This is a genomic window from Bacillus sp. (in: firmicutes), from assembly GCA_017656295.1.
Lineage (GTDB): Bacteria > Bacillota > Bacilli > Bacillales > JACDOC01 > JACDOC01.
Map to the genome: position 1 here is coordinate 118970 of JACDOC010000001.1, position 17441 is coordinate 136410.

The following is a 17441-nucleotide window of genomic DNA, read 5'->3' on the forward strand; positions in this document are numbered from 1 at the left end:
TTGCTATGTTATGGCTGTCCCTTGAGCGAGCGTTCAGTCGAAAAATGTAAGCGTTTCCTGTTTTTATTTGTCGATAAAATCCAAAACAAGGAGCTGAGATGGATGGGAAAAACGGTCATTTTAAGTGGGGTACGAACACCTTTTGGTAAGTTTGGTGGGGCATTAAGTTCTTTAACCGCGTCGCAGCTTGGAGGAATTGCCATTAAAGAAGCGTTAAAACGAGCGGATGTGAAACCGGAAGACGTTGATGAAGTCATTTTAGGAACCGTTCTACAAGGAGGACAAGGTCAAATTCCTTCACGACAAGCAGCTCGTTTTGCCGGTATTCCGTGGGAAGTGAAAACCGAAACGATCAACAAAGTGTGTGCTTCAGGAATGCGGAGTGTCACGTTAGCAGACCAAATCATTCGTGCTGGAGATGAAGAAGTCATTGTTGCCGGTGGAATGGAATCGATGTCCAACGCACCGTACTTGTTGCCGAAGGCTCGCTGGGGATTTCGGATGGGCGACTCTACGGTAAAAGACTTAATGGTTTATGACGGCCTCACCTGTAGCTTTTCCGGTGTTCATATGGGAACGTACGGAAACGCCACAGCGAAAGAATACGGAATTACAAGAGAAGAACAAGACGCGTGGGCGTTACGAAGCCATGAACGGGCGATCCAAGCGATTGAAGCGGGGAAATTAAGTGAAGAAATTGTTCCTGTTGAAGTTCCTCAACGAAAAGGGGAACCACTCATTGTAAACCAAGACGAAGCACCAAGAAAAGATACATCCATCGAAAAACTCGCGAAGTTAAAACCGGTATTTGATCATGATGGTACGATTACGGCCGGAAATGCGCCAGGCGTGAACGATGGAGCATGTGCCCTCGTTCTGATGAGCGAAGAGCGGGCCGAGCGGGAAGGAAGAACACCACTAGCAACAATATTAGCGCATACAGCGATTGCGGTAGAAGCAAAAGACTTCCCGAAAACGCCAGGCTTAGTGATTAATGAGTTGCTGAAAAAGACCGGAAAAACGGTTGATGACATTGACTTATTCGAAGTAAATGAGGCGTTTGCTGCGGTGGCGTTAACGAGTGGAAAAATTGCTCAACTCGACCCAGAAAAAGTAAACGTGAATGGCGGTGCAGTTGCGTTAGGTCACCCAATCGGTGCAAGTGGCGCTCGAATCATTGTAACACTCGTTCATGAATTAAAGCGTCGTGGCGGTGGTATTGGAATCGCGGCGATTTGTAGCGGCGGCGGTCAAGGAGACGCCATCATGATTGAAGTTCCAAAGCAAGCATAAGGGGGAATTGGGAATATGGCAATTAAAAAAGTAATGGTCGTTGGGGCAGGACAAATGGGCTCAGGCATTGCCCAAGTGTGTGCACAAGCAGGATATGAAGTCATTTTAAACGACTTAAAGCAAGAGTTTGTGGAGCGCGGTTTAGGGGTTATTTCGAAAAATTTGTCTCGTCAAGTCAATAAAGGGCGCCTGACAGAAGAAGAAAAAGAAGTCGTATTAGCACGCATTACTTCTTCTGTAGATTTAAAAGACGGTCATGACGTCGATCTCGTCATTGAAGCAGCCGTCGAGAATATGGAGATTAAGCAAAAAATCTTTGCAGAACTAGATGAAATTACACCGGCACATGCCATTTTAGCGTCCAATACGTCTTCGTTACCAATTACGGAAATTGCTGTGGTGACGAAACGTCCAGAACAAGTGATTGGCATGCACTTTATGAATCCGGTACCGGTTATGAAACTTGTCGAAATTATTCGTGGTTTAGCAACAAGAGACGATGTGTATCAAGCAATTGAAGATATGACAAAATCGTTAAACAAAGTACCGGTAGAAGTAAATGACTTCCCTGGCTTCGTCTCGAACCGGGTGTTAATGCCAATGATTAACGAGGCGATTTACACGTTATACGAAGGGGTAGCAACAAAAGAGGCCATTGATGAAGTGATGAAGCTAGGAATGAATCACCCGATGGGACCGCTAACTTTAGCGGACTTTATCGGACTTGATACGTGCTTATACATTATGGAAACGCTTCATGAAGGATTTGGAGACGACAAGTATCGCCCTTGTCCGCTTCTCCGGAAATATGTGAAAGCAGGTTGGTTAGGTCGAAAAACAGGTCGCGGGTTCTACACATATGAGTAATTTATTGAACAGCAGGAGGGGACTGGGATGCATTTACGATTCACGGAAGAACAAGATATGATGCGGAAAATGGTACGTGATTTTGCGCAAACAGAAATTGCTCCATTTGTCGAACACATGGAAAAAGGGGAGTTTCCACGGCCCATTTTAAATAAAATGGCTGAACTAGGTCTCATGGGAATTACCGTTCCAGAACACTACGGCGGCTCTGGAATGGACTTTATGTCCTACATTATCGCCATTCATGAAATTTCGAAAGTAAGTGCAACGGTCGGCGTGATTTTATCCGTTCATACATCCGTTGGCACCAACCCAATTCTTTATTTCGGAACGGAAGAGCAAAAACAAAAGTACGTTCCAAAGCTTGCTTCCGGAGAATATTTAGGGGCGTTTTGTTTAACGGAGCCAAGCGCAGGTTCCGATGCCAAAAGCTTACGGTCACGTGCGGTCAAACAAGGGGATCACTATATCATTAACGGTTCGAAAGTGTTTATTACCAACGGGGGTGAAGCAGACGTATACATCGTCTTTGCCTCTACCAACCCGGAGGCAGGAAGTCGTGGAGTTTCTGCTTTTATCGTAGAAAAGGATACACCAGGACTCATCGTAGGAAAAGACGAAAAGAAAATGGGCTTGCACGGGTCACGTACGGTGCAATTAACATTTGAAGACATGAAAGTGCCTGCTGAAAACTTATTAGGGGAAGAAGGACAAGGCTTTAAAATTGCGATGGCGAACTTAGATGTAGGTCGTATCGGCATTGCTGCCCAAGCGTTAGGAATTGCTGAAGCAGCCTATGAACATGCGGTGGCGTATGCGAAAGAACGTCATCAGTTCGGTAAGCCAATTGCCGCGCAGCAAGCGATTGGTTTCAAGCTCGCTGATATGGCAACTAGCATCGAAGGCGCTAAACTGCTAGTGTATCGAGCGGCGGACTTACGCACAAAAGGATTGCCTTGCGGGAAAGAAGCTTCGATGGCCAAATTATTTGCTTCAAGAACGGCTGTTGAAGTGACGACAGAAGCCATTCAAGTATACGGTGGCTACGGATATACAGAAGAATATCCGGTCGAGCGTCTGTTTAGAGATGCAAAAGTTACTGAAATTTATGAAGGAACAAGCGAAATTCAACGGATTGTTATTGGAAAGCATTTGTTAAAATAAATGTCTTTTAAAAGCAACTGACGAATCGAATGGGGGATGGAAGATGAATTTTCAACTAACGGAAGAGCATGAAATGATACGAAAAATGGTGCGCGATTTTGCAAAAAACGAAGTCGCACCAACAGCAGCGGAGCGGGATGAAGAAGAACGGTTTGATCGGGAAATTTTCGACAAAATGGCCGAACTAGGATTAACGGGAATTCCATGGCCGGAAGAATACGGGGGTATCGGTAGCGACTATTTAGCATACTGTATTGCAGTTGAGGAGCTTTCTCGCGTATGTGCATCGACAGGTGTGACGCTGTCTGCACATACGTCACTTGCCGGTTGGCCAATTTATAAGTTTGGTACGGAAGAACAAAAGCAAAAATATTTACGGCCGATGGCCCAAGGGGAGAAAATCGGGGCTTACGGTTTAACAGAACCGGGGTCTGGTTCCGATGCGGGAGCGATGAAGACGACCGCTCGCCTAGAAGGAGATTACTATATTTTAAACGGATCGAAAATTTTCATCACCAACGGCGGAGTGGCTGATATTTACGTCGTCTTTGCCTTAACCGATCCATCGCAAAAGCATAAAGGGACGAGTGCCTTTATCATTGAAAAAGATTTTGAAGGTTTTAGAGTTGGAAAGAAAGAGAAAAAGCTCGGCATTCGCTCATCGCCAACAACGGAAATTATTTTTGAGGATTGTAAAGTACCAAAAGAAAATTTACTTGGAAAAGAAGGCGAAGGCTTTAAAATTGCAATGATGACGTTAGACGGTGGTCGAAACGGGATTGCTGCCCAGGCTGTCGGAATTGCCCAAGGAGCCTTAGATGCGGCGATTGAATATGCAAAAGAACGTTATCAATTTGGAAAACCGATTGCTGCTAACCAAGGTATTTCGTTCAAGCTAGCTGATATGGCGACAAGCATTGAAGCGGCTCGCTTACTCACGTACCAAGCGGCATGGTTAGAGTCCCAAGGGCTACCGTACGGAAAAGAATCAGCCATGTCCAAATTGTTTGCCGGAGATACTGCGATGAAAGTGACTACCGAAGCGGTACAAATTTTCGGTGGGTATGGTTATACGAAAGATTATCCAGTAGAGCGGTTTATGCGCGATGCGAAAATTACGCAAATCTACGAAGGAACTCAAGAAATTCAACGTCTCGTTATTTCGCGTATGTTAACCCGCTAACAACCATCCTGTGAAAAGGTGGTCGATGAAGTGAGTAAAAAAAGAGAAGTCCAAGCTTCTGTAAAAGATGAACGTCTCGTGAAAATTCGAAGAGACCAAATGATTCACGGGGCGATCAGCTTGTTCAAACAAAAAGGGTTTCATCGTACAACGACGAGGGAAATTGCGAGGGCTGCCGGGTTTAGTATCGGCACCCTCTATGAATATATTCGAACAAAAGAAGATGTCTTGTACTTAGTATGTGACCGCATCTATGAAGAAGTTAGTGAACGTCTTCAACAAAGTATGGATTTAAAGGCGGGTACGTTAGATAGTTTGGTCGATGCGATTTCAAACTATTTTAAAGTCATGGACGAAATGCAAGATGAAGTGTTAGTCATGTATCAAGAGGCGAAATCGTTATCGAAAGACGCTTTACCGTACGTATTGAAAAAGGAAATGGAAATGGTCGGGATGTTTGAGACGATTATTCGTCGTTGTGTGGAGAACGGGGAAATCCACTTAGATGAGGACCAAATCCACCTTATTGCTCATAACATTTTTGTTCAAGGACAAATGTGGGGCTTTCGTCGCTGGGCTTTACAAAAAACGTATACGCTTGATCAATACATTCAATTGCAGACGAGATTATTGATATCAGGAATAAAGGGGTATAGAAACAAAAACGAACAGGGGGATAAACATGAGTACAATCGAAGTGTATAAGCCAAAGCATCACATTCGATTTATCACGGCGTCCAGTTTATTTGATGGACACGATGCTTCCATCAATATTATGCGGCGTATTTTACAAGCAAGCGGTGCCGAAGTCATTCATTTAGGCCATAACCGTTCGGTCGAAGAAATTGTGAATGCGGCGATTCAAGAAGACGTTCAAGGAATCGCGGTTTCTTCGTATCAAGGCGGACATATGGAATTTTTTAAATATATGTACGACTTGTTGAAGGAAAAAGGGGCTCCTCACATCCGTATTTATGGGGGCGGGGGCGGTGTTATTATCCCGAAGGAAATTAAGGAGCTTCACGAATACGGCATTGCCCGAATCTTTTCACCTGAAGACGGTCGACAGCTTGGTCTACAAGGTATGATCAACCTCATGTTAAAAGAATGTGATTTTCCAACGGTGACGAGCGGAATAGAAGAAGAAGTGGAAAAATTAAAAGAAGGAAACGTTAATGCCATTGCCAAACTGATTACGTTAGCCGAATATCAAGTTGGTGGACAGCAGGAAGTAGCGGCAACGGCTCAAGCGGTGATGAAAGAAGTCCGCTCGTTAGCACACTCCATTCCAGTACTCGGGATTACCGGAACAGGGGGAGCCGGAAAAAGTTCATTAACAGACGAATTAATTCGTCGCTTTATTAACGAATTTGAAGATAAAAAAGTAGCGGTTCTTTCTGTGGACCCAACGAAACAAAAAACAGGAGGCGCGCTTTTAGGAGACCGTATTCGAATGAATGCGATTTTCTCACCACGAGTCTATATGCGTTCGCTCGCCACACGAGGGTCGAAAAACGAGCTCTCACTAGCCATTCGCGATGCCATTTCGGTCGTTAAAGCCGCTGGATTTGACTTAGTCATTGTCGAAACGAGCGGAATCGGTCAAGGGGACGCCGAAATTCGTGACATTTCCGATGTGGCGATGTACGTCATGACGAGCGAGTTTGGCGCGCCATCCCAGCTTGAAAAGATTGATATGATTGACTATGCTGATTTAATTGTCATTAACAAATTCGAACGAAAAGGTTCAGAAGATGCACTTCGTCAAGTACAAAAGCAATACCAGCGCAGCCATATGTTATTTGACAAAGACTTATCGGAAATGCCTGTGTACGGTACGATCGCGAGTCAATTCAACGATCCAGGAACGAATGCGTTATTTGCGGCTTTAATTGAGAAAATAAACAAAAAAATGGGATTTGACTGGAAGACATCGTACTCCAAAGATGAAAAAGTAGTGAAGCAAAACGTCATTATCCCGAACGAACGCCGTTATTATTTGCGAGAAATTGCAGAAACGGTACGCAACTATCATAAACACGTCGATGAGCAAGTCCGGCTCGGCCGTCGGTTGTTCCAATTAGAAGGTGCGATTGAAGCTCTGAAAGAACAAGAAGGAAACGAAGATGTTATCCGTTCACTCCAAACGTTAAAGAAAGAAGTGGAAGAAAAATTAACTCCTGAATCGAAAAAAATTTTAGCCGGCTGGGAAGAGATGAAAGCCCTTTATGCGGGAGAAACGTTCGTGACGAAAGTTCGAGATAAAGAAATCGTCACCGAACTTTCAACGAAAAGCTTATCCGGTTTGCGCATTCCAAAAGTGGCGTTACCGAAGTTTAAAGACTATGGCGAAATTTTACGATGGGTGTACAAAGAAAATGTTCCTGGAAAATTCCCGTTTACGGCAGGTGTCTTCCCGTTCAAACGACAAGGGGAAGATCCAAAGCGTCAATTTGCCGGGGAGGGAACACCAGAACGGACGAACAAACGGTTCCATTACTTGTCCAAAGATGATCAAGCGAAACGCTTAAGTACAGCGTTTGACTCAGTCACCTTGTACGGGGAAGACCCAGATTACCGTCCAGATATTTACGGAAAAGTCGGCGAAAGTGGGGTCAGCGTCTGTACGCTCGATGATATGAAAAAATTGTACGCCGGGTTCGATTTATGCCATCCGCTCACATCCGTATCGATGACGATAAACGGTCCAGCGCCGATTATTTTAGCGATGTATATGAATACAGCCATTGACCAACAAGTAGAGAAAAAAGAGCAAGAGTTAGGACGGCCGTTAACAAAAGAAGAGTACGAGGAAGTAAAAGCCTATACGCTTCGTACGGTTCGCGGAACGGTCCAGGCGGATATTTTAAAAGAAGACCAAGGACAAAATACGTGTATTTTCTCTACCGAATTTGCTCTTCGGATGATGGGCGATGTCCAAGAATACTTTATCCAAAACGGTGTTCGTAACTATTATTCCGTATCCATCTCTGGATATCATATTGCCGAAGCGGGAGCGAACCCGATTTCCCAATTAGCGTTTACGCTAGCTAACGGGTTTACGTACGTCGAATATTACTTAAGTCGTGGTATGCATATCGACGACTTTGCACCGAATCTATCGTTCTTCTTCTCTAACGGCTTAGACCCAGAATATACGGTGATTGGTCGTGTCGCCCGTCGTATTTGGGCAACGGTGATGCGGGAAAAATATGGTGCGAACGAACGAAGCCAAAAGCTCAAATATCACGTGCAAACATCCGGTCGTTCGTTACACGCACAAGAAATCGACTTTAATGACATTCGTACCACTTTACAAGCGTTAATGGCCCTTCAAGATAACTGTAACTCCTTGCATACGAACGCCTACGATGAAGCGATTACGACACCTACGGAAGAATCGGTTCGTCGAGCGATGGCTATTCAGCTCATTATTACAAAAGAGCACGGGTTATCAAAAAACGAAAACCCACTTCAAGGTTCATTTATTATAGAAGAGTTAACCGACCTAGTTGAACAAGAGGTTTTAAAAGAGTTTGATCGTCTTAACGACCGGGGCGGTGTACTCGGTGCGATGGAAACACAATATCAACGAAGCAAAATTCAAGAAGAATCGATGTACTATGAAATGAAAAAACACTCAGGTGAACTACCGATTATTGGTGTCAATACGTATCTAAATCCAAATCCTCCTTCAGAAGAAGAATTAAATAACATGGAATTAGCGCGTGCAACAAAAGAAGAGAAAGAAACACAAATTCGTAATTTAAAAGCGTTCCACGAGCGAAATAAAGACAAAGTAGATGAAGCGCTAAAACGCTTAAAAGAAACGGCGGTCTCCGGAGGTAATATTTTTGCCGAACTCATGGAAACCGTCAAAGTGGCGAGCCTCGGCCAAATTACTAAAGCCCTTTACGAAGTGGGCGGTCAATATCGCCGAAACATGTGATTTTTGATAAGGTCATTCTCCTTTTTTTTAAAGAGGGGCATGACCCTTTTTTTATTAATGGGTATAATAGAAGTGAAGGAAAACGAGATGTACGATTCGAAAATATGTTTGGCCGTAATTGCTCGCTCCTTGGTCGTAGGGGTTATTATTATGTGTAGGATGTGTCTTAGGTGAAAAAATTTGGCTACGTACTCATCATTGGCTTACTTGTATATGTGACAAAACAGTTGTATCTTCACCAATTAGGTGCGATTCCCTTTTTATTATTTGCGGTTTATTTTTTCTACTTAGGGATAAAAGAATTGAGGAAAGAACGAGCACACACGAAAGACCGGCGCAAACGGGCGAGCAATTCGTAATTTTCTTTAGCAAGAAACTCACTTCTATCTAGCATAAATGATTTGGATTTGTTTATAATGAGTATTATGGATTTTCGACGATTCTATTAGTTTGTCTTTTTTCACTCGAATATTTGAGTGTGAAATATAGAAAGGATGTGCAGATGTTGAGTTTGGATCAGTTATCTCAAGAACAATTGCAAGAAATGTCGCTTATCGAACTTGCTCATGCCATTTTAAACAACCAGAAACAACCGCTATCCTTTCATGACCTGTTAACTGAAATTGCTCAATTGACAGGTCGTTCGGAAAGCGAAATTCGTGAGAAAATGGTTCAATTTTACACAGACTTAAATATCGATGGTCGCTTCTTATGTATTGGGGAAAACAAGTGGGGCTTGCGTGCATGGTACCCAGTAGAGCAAATTGAAGAAGAAACCGCTCCAACGATCAAGCCGAAGAAGAAAAAGGCGAAAAAGATTGTTGATGAAGATCTCGATGATTTCGAAGATCTTGACGATGAGGACCTTGACTTTGATGACCTCGACGACTACGACGATGACGACTTAGTTGATGATGTAGATGATGACGATTATGAAGAACTGGACGAAGAAGACGAGTTTGATGAAGATCTAGTCGAGGATGACTACGACTTAGATGATGAGTTAGAGGATGAAGATGAGCTAGACATTGAGGATGACGAAGAAGAATTATAATCTTCTTGACTTCCTTTGGTGAAGACGATAGTATTTTATTTGGGCTCCTTAAAAAAGGAACTGAAATGAAAATGATACGCTCCCTTACCATTTGTAAGCGGAGCGTTTTCTATTTTCTCCCCCAAAAAAATTATTTTGAATGGTTTCAGTGCATACTTGAAATAAGTTTCGCTGGAGCTATGGAGAACGAAGAGGGACCTAGTGCCTCGTTCATCGAAGTAGGAAAACATACTAAAGGGGGAACTAGTATGACAAAATACATTTTTGTAACAGGTGGCGTCGTATCATCTTTAGGAAAAGGAATTACAGCAGCTTCTCTAGGACGGCTACTAAAAAACCGCGGTTTAAACGTAACGATTCAAAAGTTTGACCCATACATTAACGTCGACCCAGGGACCATGAGCCCTTATCAACACGGTGAAGTATTCGTGACAGACGATGGAGCAGAAACAGACTTAGACTTAGGTCACTACGAACGTTTTATTGATATTAATTTAAACAAATATAGCAATGTGACGACAGGGAAGATTTATTCAACGGTTCTGAAAAAAGAACGTCGTGGAGATTATCTAGGTGGAACAGTTCAAGTGATTCCGCATATTACAAACGAAATTAAAGAACGCGTCTTTCGTGCCGGAAAAGAAACAAACGCCGATGTCGTCATTACTGAGATCGGTGGTACGGTTGGAGACATTGAATCCTTGCCGTTTTTAGAAGCGATTCGTCAAATCAAAAGCGACGTTGGCCGTGATAATGTTATGTACATTCATTGTACGCTTGTTCCATACATTAAAGCGGCAGGGGAAATGAAAACGAAGCCAACTCAACATAGTGTGAAAGAATTACGTAGCCTTGGCATCCAGCCAAACGTGATTGTCGTTCGTACAGAAATGCCAATTTCCCAAGAGATGAAAGACAAAATCGCGTTATTCTGTGATATCGATCCGAAAGCGGTGATTGAGGCGCGAGACGCAGATACATTATACGCTGTACCACTAGCACTGCAAGAGCAAAAATTAGACCAAATCGTTTGCGAACATTTGAAACTAGATTGTCAAGAAGCGGATATGACCGAATGGAAAGCGCTAGTAGACAAAGTTCGCAACTTGTCCAACAAAACGAAAATTGCACTTGTTGGTAAATATGTGGCTTTACAAGACGCCTATATTTCCGTTGTTGAAGCATTAAGACATGCTGGTTATGCATTTGATACAGATGTGGAAATTAAATGGATTAATGCCGAACATGTGACAAAAGAAAACGTATCCGAGTTGTTAGGCGATGTGGACGGTATCCTCGTTCCAGGTGGATTCGGTGATCGCGGTGTCGAAGGAAAAATTGTCGCTGCACAATATGCTCGTGAAAATAAAGTGCCGTTCCTCGGTATTTGCTTAGGTATGCAAATCGCCTGCATTGAATACGCACGGCACGTGCTTAACTTAGAGGGAGCGCATTCCGCTGAAATTGATCCAAATACGAAATACCCAATTATTGACCTATTACCTGAGCAAAAAGATGTCGAAGATTTAGGAGGAACGTTGCGCCTAGGTTTATATCCTTGTAAGTTAGTACCAGGAACAAATGCATATGCAGCGTACAATAAAGAAGTTGTCTATGAACGCCATCGTCACCGTTATGAATTTAATAATATGTTCCGTCAACAAATGGAAGAGGCGGGCTTTGTCTTCTCTGGTACAAGCCCAGATGGACGTTTAGTAGAAATTATCGAATTAAAAGATCACCCATGGTTTGTCGCTTCCCAATTCCACCCAGAATTCACATCCCGCCCAACACGTCCACAGCCGCTCTTCCGCGACTTTGTCAAAGCGGCCATTAGCACAAAACAATAATATATAGAAAGGTTCAAGGGAATCCTTGAACCTTTTTTATCGAGAGAAAATAATCTAGAACATCTACGCAAGTGTCTGTTATACCGATGTAGGTGTCTAGAATCAAAGTGAAATTGACTAAAAAGTGTCCGGAAAACTAATAACATGGTTCCGAACTTACTCTCTACTTGCCATTTGTGACACGGTTTGTGCCGTATCTCTACTTTATGTGCCTTTAAGAAACTCCGAAGTTTATAAAAAAGAGCTAGCCGAATCTAAAGGCCAGCTCTTCTGAACGAATTTTAATATTCGTTCAACATTTCTTCCAAAGTAAACTTTAGGCAGAAATAAATGTATAACGCAGCGATGGTTGCCGGGAAGCCTACTCGTTCGCCTGATTCGTCAGGAAGCATACTTTTAATCACTTTTGTATCAATATGTACATCCGCTAATGTCGTTAAGTCTTTTGCGCTATCAGACGAAACAGCACCTGACACCGCCACGAACGGAATTTGTTTTTCTACAAGCTGTTGTCCTAGCTGAAGTGCATCCTCGTCGGTACTGAATCGGCTAACAAGCAGTACCCGATCGGCAGAAGTTAGTTCATCGAGTTGATCAGCAGCTAAAATTCGAGCGTTGGCTAGAGGTTCTTTTCCTTTTAACGCTTCAATTGCCACAACTTCCATTTCGCCAAACCCACAAATGTATATGTTGCCTTCGCCTACTGCTGCTTGTGCTAACAATCGGGCACCGTCTTCAATCGAAAATTCCTCTTTATCGAAAATACGGTTCATTAACCCAGATAATTGAGTAGTGAACATTTTAATCAAATTAATCAACCCCTTAAAATGGTAGGATTGTCAACGAATATTATTTATAAGTGTCGTCTCTCATTATAAAAGTGATGGAGGGGAAAAGCAAAAGAGGATGATGACTTCTGTCGAAAATCTTTTTAAGACAGGAGCAGGAAATAGTAGGAAAAACAAGAAGTATTATTTAACCAATACCAATAGTTTCGTATAATGGGATGTAGGTAGGAACTTTTGGGCTATGGGAACGAGGATAAGGGAGTGAAAGGAATGAAAGAAAAAATTTTAATCGTTGATGACCAGTTTGGCATTCGTATTTTGTTGAACGAAGTATTGCAAAAAGAAGGATATGAAACGTTTCAAGCCGCAAATGGTATTCAGGCATTAGAAATTTTAGAAAAAAATTCACCAGATTTAGTATTGTTAGACATGAAAATTCCTGGAATGGATGGGATTGAAATATTAAAACGGATGAAAGAAAAAGATCCAGATATTCGTGTGATCATTATGACCGCCTATGGTGAATTGGATATGATTCAAGAGGCCAAGGACTTAGGAGCGCTTACGCATTTTGCGAAACCGTTTGATATTGATGATATTCGTCAAGCAGTCAAGGAATACTTACCAATTCGTTCAAACTAATTGCAAAATATTTTTGTTAATCGTTCGAACTTGTTGGTAAAATGGGCATGATTTTGGTATCATACTAATGAATTTTAAAAGTAAGTCTACCAGATGAGTACATATTTCAAACGATGAGGTTCTGGCGGACTTTTTTGAATTTATTAAGGAGGAAGAAAAATGCCTTTAGTTTCCATGACTGAAATGTTGAACAAAGCAAAAAAAGAAGGCTATGCTGTTGGGCAGTTCAACTTAAACAACCTTGAGTTCACGCAAGCAATTTTACAAGCAGCTCAGGAAGAAAAGTCACCGGTCATCCTTGGTGTATCTGAAGGTGCTGGACGTTACATGGGTGGCTTTAAACTCGTTGTGAATATGGTAAAAGCGCTCATGGAAGAATACAATGTGACCGTTCCAGTAGCGATTCACTTAGACCACGGTTCTAGCTTCGAATCTTGTGCGAAAGCTATTCATGCTGGATTTACTTCTGTTATGATTGACGCTTCTCATCATCCATTTGAAGAAAACGTAGCAATCACTTCCAAAGTAGTAGAATTAGCCCATATCCACGGTGTTTCCGTAGAAGCAGAGCTTGGTGTCGTTGGTGGTCAAGAAGATGATGTAGTGGCTAATGGCATCATTTACGCCGATCCAGATGAGTGTGAAGAGCTTGTAAAACGTACAGGAATCGACTGCTTAGCGCCAGCATTAGGTTCTGTACATGGCCCTTACAAAGGTGAGCCTAACTTAGGATTTGCGGAAATGGAAGAAATCAGCAACCGTACAGGTGTACCGCTCGTTCTTCATGGTGGAACTGGAATTCCAACAAAAGATATTCAACGTGCGATTTCCCTTGGTACAGCGAAAATCAACGTAAATACGGAAAACCAAATCGCATCTTCGAAAAAAGTTCGTGAAATTTTAGCAGAAAAACCAGACCTATACGATCCTCGTAAATATTTAGGACCTGCTCGTGAAGCGATTAAAGAAACTGTAAAAGGAAAAATGCGCGAGTTCGGTTCTTCTGGAAAAGCTGAATAATGAACGGATCAAGACCTGTCAAGGGGATCCCCCTTTGTCAGGTCTTCTCTTCAAATGGAAAAATGATTTTGTCCGCTTGTTCTCCTGCGATTCTATAGGTTTAATTTCACTAGATTTTTCCATCCGACTTTTATTACAAACGAATTTGCTACCGTCATTAGGAGGAATAGAAAACATGAAATTTTTTATTGATACAGCGAACCTTGCCGAAATTAAAGAAGCACATGAGCTTGGTATTTTAGCTGGTGTAACAACCAACCCATCGCTTGTGGCAAAAGAAAACGTATCATTTCACGATCGTCTTCGCGAAATCACATCATTTGTATCGGGGTCTGTCAGTGCCGAAGTTATTGCCACAGATGCAGAAGGGATGATTAAAGAAGGAAAAGAACTCGCTCAAATCGCTCCAAACATTACGATTAAAGTACCAATGACACCAGATGGATTAAAGGCTGTTCATGCGTTTTCCAAAGAAGGAATCAAAACGAACGTGACGCTCGTATTTAGCGCAAACCAAGCGTTACTAGCAGCACGTGCAGGCGCAACGTATGTGTCCCCATTTTTAGGACGTCTAGATGATATCGGTCATGACGGCTTAGATTTAATTGAAAAAATTGCTCATATTTTCGATATTCATGGGATTGAAACTGAAATTATTGCAGCATCTATTCGCCATCCTCAGCACGTCACAGAAGCAGCATTACGTGGGGCTCACATTGCGACGGTACCGTATAAAGTCTTAATGCAACTGTTTAAACATCCATTAACAGATAAAGGGATTGAAGCATTTTTAGCTGACTGGAATCAAGCATTTAACAAATAACGATCGACTCACGCCTTTTTGCAAAAAAGTATACGTTTAAAAATTTTCCAATTAATACATGTTAAGGTGTAAAACGAGTAAACTAAGTGAAAACTAGACATACATCTTGTGGAAAACGTAATCGAGTCTATGCAATGGGTGATAACTGAGCAGCATTTCGAATGGAAATGTGGAGAAGGGAGTCAAAAATGGAAAAGTTAAAAATAGCAGGAGGATCACCATTACAAGGAACCGTCAAAATTAGCGGCGCAAAAAACAGTGCCGTTGCATTAATTCCTGCTACGATTTTAGCTGATTCTCCTGTCACAATTGAAGGTCTACCAGATATTTCGGATGTTCATATTTTAAAAAGCTTGCTTGAAGAAATTGGTGGTAAAGTCCAATTAAGTGATGGCGAAATGACCGTTGACCCATCCCAAATGATTCCCATGCCTCTTCCAAATGGGAATGTGAAAAAGTTACGGGCTTCTTATTATTTAATGGGAGCCATGCTCGGGCGCTTTAAAAAAGCGGTCATTGGCTTACCTGGCGGATGTCATTTAGGACCACGACCAATAGACCAACACATTAAAGGATTTGAAGCGTTAGGTGCGAAGGTGACGAACGAGCAAGGGGCCATTTATTTACGTGCCGATGAGCTTCGTGGTGCTCGAATTTATTTGGACGTTGTCAGTGTCGGAGCAACCATTAACATTATGCTTGCTGCGGTATTAGCGAAAGGCCGCACCATCATTGAAAACGCGGCGAAAGAGCCAGAAATTATTGATGTAGCCACATTGTTAACGAATATGGGAGCTCGAATTAAAGGGGCAGGTACGGATGTAATCCGGATTGATGGTGTGGATTCGTTAAGTGGTTGCCGTCATACGATTATCCCTGACCGAATTGAAGCAGGAACGTTCATGATTTTAGCAGCAGCGATAGGAAAAGGTGTGTTTATCGATAACGTGATTCCCCTACATTTAGAGTCGGTGACAGCGAAATTACGCGAAATGGGCGTACCTATTGAAGTTGGTGACGATCAAATTTTTGTGGGATGGGCTGATCATTTGAAAGCCGTCGATGTAAAAACACTTGTGTATCCTGGTTTCCCTACAGATTTACAACAACCGTTTACTTCTCTTTTAACAAAAGCAGAAGGAACGTCCGTTGTAACCGATACCATTTACTCCGCAAGATTTAAACATATCGATGAGTTACGCCGGATGAACGCTGATATTAAAGTTGAAGGGCGTTCAGCCATCGTGCATGGGCCGATTCAATTACAAGGTGCAAAAGTTCGAGCGAGTGACCTCCGAGCTGGTGCCGCGTTAGTCATCGCTGGATTAATGGCAGATGGAATTACAGAAGTAACCGGTTTAGAACATATTGATCGTGGGTATTGCGAACTGGTCGAAAAGCTCACTGGTCTTGGAGCAACCGTTTGGCGTGAAAAAATGACAGAGGAAGAAATTGAACAGTTAAAAAATATGTAAATTCCTCTTTCAACTGCGAAAATGTGTTACAATAAATATGGATATGTGTTATACGAATAAAAGGGTAAGATGGGATTGTAACACAGGAGGAATAATTAATGGAAAGAAGCTTATCAATGGAATTAGTTCGTGTCACCGAAGCCGCTGCGTTAGCCTCAGCTCGCTGGATGGGTCGTGGAAAAAAGAATGAAGCGGATGAAGCCGCAACTTCAGCCATGCGTGACGTGTTTGATACGGTTCCAATGAAAGGAACAGTGGTGATTGGTGAAGGAGAAATGGACGAGGCTCCGATGTTGTACATTGGTGAAAAGCTAGGGACCGGTTATGGACCGCGAGTGGATGTTGCAGTCGATCCATTAGAAGGAACAAACATCGTTGCTTCCGGAGGCTGGAATGCGTTAGCCGTATTAGCAGTAGCCGATCACGGGAACTTATTACACGCCCCTGATATGTACATGGATAAAATCGCCGTAGGCCCAGAAGCGGTTGGTCAAATTGACATCAACGCTCCGATTATCGATAATTTAAAAGCGGTCGCAAAGGCAAAAAATAAAGATATTGAGGATGTCGTGGCTACCGTTTTGAATCGCCCGCGTCACGAACACATTATTCAACAATTGCGCGAAGCGGGAGCGCGTATTAAATTAATTAATGACGGAGATGTAGCAGGCGCGATTAATACCGCTTTTGACCATACAGGTGTTGATATTTTATTCGGTTCTGGTGGAGCACCTGAAGGAGTTATTGCCGCTGTCGCCTTGAAATGCTTAGGTGGAGAACTTCAGGGACGTTTGTTACCACAAAATGAAGCAGAAGTGGAGCGTTGTCGGAAAATGGGTCTTGATACAGAAAAAGTTCTACGAATGGAAGACCTAGTTCGTGGGGACGATGCCATTTTTGCCGCTACTGGTGTAACGGATGGTGAATTATTAAAAGGTGTTCAATTTAAAGGGTCCTATGGCTTAACCCATTCCGTTGTTATGCGAGCAAAATCTGGAACGGTCCGTTTTATTGAAGGACGCCATAGTTTGAAGAAAAAACCTCATCTTGTTATAAAACCTTAATTTTTTTAGCGACGATTGGAAACCCTTTCTTCCCAAGAAATTCAATCGAGGCAAGCATGTCGCTTGCCTCCATGTTCAATAAACGGTTTTTAGGTGCGGCATGTCTCTTAACGATGGTGGTCGAGGATGCCCTTCATCTCCTTTTTATCTTCACGTTTTCCCAGCTCGATCGAATAAAAGAGGGATGCGATACAGCCTCCTGATACTGTCGGCTTTCCTTATTAATCTACACATGCTTTTTCCTAATTCTCATTTTTTAATAAAAATTA

At 42.5% G+C, this 17441-nt stretch carries 15 protein-coding genes; 14 read left to right on the forward strand and 1 reads right to left on the reverse strand.

Features of this window, described 5'->3' with window-relative positions; all coding sequences use genetic code 11:
• The first annotated feature begins 102 nt into the window (after nucleotides 1–102).
• The 9 genes from H0Z31_00610 to H0Z31_00650 all read left to right on the forward strand — a co-directional run bounded on the left by H0Z31_00610 (nucleotide 103) and on the right by H0Z31_00650 (nucleotide 11360).
• Nucleotides 103–1293, forward strand: a complete 1191-nt coding sequence (locus H0Z31_00610; protein ID MBO8175937.1) for an acetyl-CoA C-acetyltransferase — start codon at nucleotides 103–105, stop codon at nucleotides 1291–1293.
• Nucleotides 1294–1308: 15 nt separating this feature from the next.
• Nucleotides 1309–2160: a 3-hydroxybutyryl-CoA dehydrogenase gene (locus H0Z31_00615; protein ID MBO8175938.1), complete on the forward strand. Its 852-nt coding sequence runs from the start codon at nucleotides 1309–1311 to the stop codon at nucleotides 2158–2160.
• Between the two features lie 27 nt (nucleotides 2161–2187).
• Complete coding sequence (locus H0Z31_00620) at nucleotides 2188–3324, forward strand: acyl-CoA dehydrogenase (GenBank protein MBO8175939.1); 1137 nt, start codon at nucleotides 2188–2190, stop codon at nucleotides 3322–3324.
• Nucleotides 3325–3367: 43 nt separating this feature from the next.
• The gene (locus H0Z31_00625; protein ID MBO8175940.1) at nucleotides 3368–4507 is read left to right on the forward strand and encodes an acyl-CoA dehydrogenase; all 1140 of its coding nucleotides are present in this window, start codon (nucleotides 3368–3370) and stop codon (nucleotides 4505–4507) included.
• Nucleotides 4508–4537: 30 nt separating this feature from the next.
• A complete protein-coding gene (locus tag H0Z31_00630; protein ID MBO8175941.1) occupies nucleotides 4538–5212 on the forward strand; it encodes a TetR/AcrR family transcriptional regulator in 675 nt (224 codons plus the stop codon).
• Nucleotides 5190–8456 carry a methylmalonyl-CoA mutase family protein gene (locus H0Z31_00635; GenBank protein MBO8175942.1) on the forward strand — a complete coding sequence of 1089 codons (3267 nt, stop codon included), beginning with the start codon at nucleotides 5190–5192 and terminating at the stop codon, nucleotides 8454–8456. Before H0Z31_00630 ends, H0Z31_00635 begins: the two co-directional genes overlap by 23 nt.
• A gap of 170 nt (nucleotides 8457–8626) precedes the next feature.
• Nucleotides 8627–8815: a hypothetical protein gene (locus tag H0Z31_00640; protein MBO8175943.1), complete on the forward strand. Its 189-nt coding sequence runs from the start codon at nucleotides 8627–8629 to the stop codon at nucleotides 8813–8815.
• Nucleotides 8816–8961: 146 nt separating this feature from the next.
• Complete coding sequence (locus tag H0Z31_00645; protein MBO8175944.1) at nucleotides 8962–9510, forward strand: DNA-directed RNA polymerase subunit delta; 549 nt, start codon at nucleotides 8962–8964, stop codon at nucleotides 9508–9510.
• Between the two features lie 248 nt (nucleotides 9511–9758).
• Nucleotides 9759–11360, forward strand: coding sequence for a CTP synthase (locus H0Z31_00650; protein ID MBO8175945.1), 1602 nt, complete (start codon nucleotides 9759–9761; stop codon nucleotides 11358–11360).
• A gap of 281 nt (nucleotides 11361–11641) precedes the next feature.
• Here H0Z31_00650 and H0Z31_00655 read toward each other — a convergent pair whose 3' ends face one another.
• Entirely contained in the window at nucleotides 11642–12169 is a 528-nt protein-coding gene (locus H0Z31_00655; GenBank protein ID MBO8175946.1) for a DUF2529 domain-containing protein, read from the reverse strand.
• Between the two features lie 249 nt (nucleotides 12170–12418).
• Here H0Z31_00655 and H0Z31_00660 point away from each other — a divergent pair, with 249 nt between their 5' ends.
• The 5 genes from H0Z31_00660 to glpX all read left to right on the forward strand — a co-directional run bounded on the left by H0Z31_00660 (nucleotide 12419) and on the right by glpX (nucleotide 17172).
• Entirely contained in the window at nucleotides 12419–12790 is a 372-nt protein-coding gene (locus H0Z31_00660; GenBank protein MBO8175947.1) for a response regulator, read from the forward strand.
• Between the two features lie 159 nt (nucleotides 12791–12949).
• Nucleotides 12950–13810, forward strand: coding sequence for a fructose-bisphosphate aldolase (locus tag H0Z31_00665; GenBank protein ID MBO8175948.1), 861 nt, complete (start codon nucleotides 12950–12952; stop codon nucleotides 13808–13810).
• 175 nt (nucleotides 13811–13985) lie between these two features.
• The gene (gene fsa, locus H0Z31_00670) at nucleotides 13986–14633 is read left to right on the forward strand and encodes a fructose-6-phosphate aldolase (protein ID MBO8175949.1); all 648 of its coding nucleotides are present in this window, start codon (nucleotides 13986–13988) and stop codon (nucleotides 14631–14633) included.
• Between the two features lie 188 nt (nucleotides 14634–14821).
• Nucleotides 14822–16108, forward strand: a complete 1287-nt coding sequence (locus H0Z31_00675) for a UDP-N-acetylglucosamine 1-carboxyvinyltransferase (protein ID MBO8175950.1) — start codon at nucleotides 14822–14824, stop codon at nucleotides 16106–16108.
• A 98-nt stretch (nucleotides 16109–16206) separates the two neighbouring features.
• Nucleotides 16207–17172: a class II fructose-bisphosphatase gene (gene glpX / locus H0Z31_00680; protein ID MBO8175951.1), complete on the forward strand. Its 966-nt coding sequence runs from the start codon at nucleotides 16207–16209 to the stop codon at nucleotides 17170–17172.
• Nucleotides 17173–17441 lie beyond the last annotated feature (269 nt).

Bases quoted from the DNA above. Each gene is read 5' to 3' on its own strand.
- H0Z31_00610 (MBO8175937.1), top strand. From the start codon at position 103: ATGGGAAAAACGGTCATTTTAAGTGGGGTACGAACACCTTTTGGTAAG.
- H0Z31_00615 (MBO8175938.1), top strand. From the start codon at position 1,309: ATGGCAATTAAAAAAGTAATGGTCGTTGGGGCAGGACAAATGGGCTCA.
- H0Z31_00620 (MBO8175939.1), top strand. From the start codon at position 2,188: ATGCATTTACGATTCACGGAAGAACAAGATATGATGCGGAAAATGGTA.
- H0Z31_00625 (MBO8175940.1), top strand. From the start codon at position 3,368: ATGAATTTTCAACTAACGGAAGAGCATGAAATGATACGAAAAATGGTG.
- H0Z31_00635 (MBO8175942.1), top strand. From the start codon at position 5,190: ATGAGTACAATCGAAGTGTATAAGCCAAAGCATCACATTCGATTTATC.
- H0Z31_00650 (MBO8175945.1), top strand. From the start codon at position 9,759: ATGACAAAATACATTTTTGTAACAGGTGGCGTCGTATCATCTTTAGGA.
- H0Z31_00660 (MBO8175947.1), top strand. From the start codon at position 12,419: ATGAAAGAAAAAATTTTAATCGTTGATGACCAGTTTGGCATTCGTATT.
- H0Z31_00665 (MBO8175948.1), top strand. From the start codon at position 12,950: ATGCCTTTAGTTTCCATGACTGAAATGTTGAACAAAGCAAAAAAAGAA.
- fsa (MBO8175949.1), top strand. From the start codon at position 13,986: ATGAAATTTTTTATTGATACAGCGAACCTTGCCGAAATTAAAGAAGCA.
- H0Z31_00675 (MBO8175950.1), top strand. From the start codon at position 14,822: ATGGAAAAGTTAAAAATAGCAGGAGGATCACCATTACAAGGAACCGTC.
- glpX (MBO8175951.1), top strand. From the start codon at position 16,207: ATGGAAAGAAGCTTATCAATGGAATTAGTTCGTGTCACCGAAGCCGCT.